Annotated in this window: 2 protein-coding genes; both read right to left on the bottom strand. The window is 64.4% G+C overall.

What is annotated here, in order from left to right:
• Positions 1–365 (bottom strand): LysR family transcriptional regulator (locus ACSFA3_RS26065; protein WP_435508193.1); only part of this gene is annotated, 365 nt, incomplete at its 3' end.
• 47 nt (positions 366–412) lie between these two features.
• Positions 413–781 (bottom strand): SnoaL-like domain-containing protein, encoded by a 369-nt coding sequence (locus tag ACSFA3_RS26060; protein WP_435470343.1) that lies wholly within the window; start codon positions 779–781, stop codon positions 413–415.
• Positions 782–1031: the final 250 nt, after the last annotated feature.

Here is a 1031-nt window from a genome sequence, read left to right as displayed (position 1 = left end):
AGCTGCACGCCGGGGTGCAGCACCAGGAATTCGTCGAACCACGGTAATAGCGTGCTGCGCGTGAGATCCGAAGGCGAGGCCACGCGCAGCGTGCCGACCAGCTCACCGCGGTCGGCTGTGACCAGCGATTCGCCTTCGTCGAGCAGCTCGAAGGCGCGCACCGCGTAGTCGAGCAGCGTCTGGCCCTGCGGCGTGAGGCGCATGGCGCGGGTCGAGCGCTCGAACAGGCGCGCGCCGATGTCTTCTTCGAGGGAGGCGACGCGGTTGGACACCGCCGCCTGCGTGATGTGGAGCCGGTCGCTCGCCGCGCGGAAGCTGCCGAGCCGCGCGGCCCAGAGAAAGGCTTCTACAAATCGTGTGTTCATGAGGGCACCTGCGGGCATTTTGCCGGTGTTCGTGCCCCCGGGGCGCCTCAGCCACCCATCGAATAGAAGAACTCTTCGCGCACGATGGCCCCGTCCTTCACGGTGTAGAGGCCCGCTTCTTCCATCTTGAATCGCTGGCCTGTGGGCTTCATGGTCACGTCGAAATCGAAGCCGACGATGAAGCGGTCGTCATGCGGCCAGGGGCCGGTGATCTTGAACGAATGCACTTCGTGGTTGTCGCTCCACCACTTGCCCTTGGCCTCGATGGCCGCCAGGCCGACGGCCTCGCGTTGCTGGCCGGGCGGGGCGCCTGCCTCGACGCTCACCGCGTCATCGGCGTAGAGCGATTTCGCGTCCTGGAACTTTCCTTCTCTGCATAGCGCGACGAGCTTGTTCGCGATTTCCAGCGTGGTCATAGTTGTCTCCTGAGGAAGGGGTGGGTGGGAAGGCAGTTTAGGCCGATGGGTGCGTCAGCGGGCGTTCAACACTGCCTGTGTCGCGGTCAGCCGGGGTTCAGCGAACGCATGCGCGCGCACGAGGTGGTAGGACTCTTCCTCGTGGTCCGACTTGCCGTAGGTGACGGCCTCAGCAAAAAACAATCGCCGTCTTGTGCGCAATGCTCAGCCGAGCAGATTCATACAGCAGCAGCCACGACACGTATTCCCG

The sequence above is a fragment of the Variovorax glucosi genome, from assembly GCF_051216695.1.
In the GTDB taxonomy this organism is placed as follows: Bacteria; Pseudomonadota; Gammaproteobacteria; order Burkholderiales; family Burkholderiaceae_C; genus Variovorax.
Note: the sequence above shows the minus strand (reverse complement) of the source record. Positions and strands in the feature narration are given on the sequence as shown.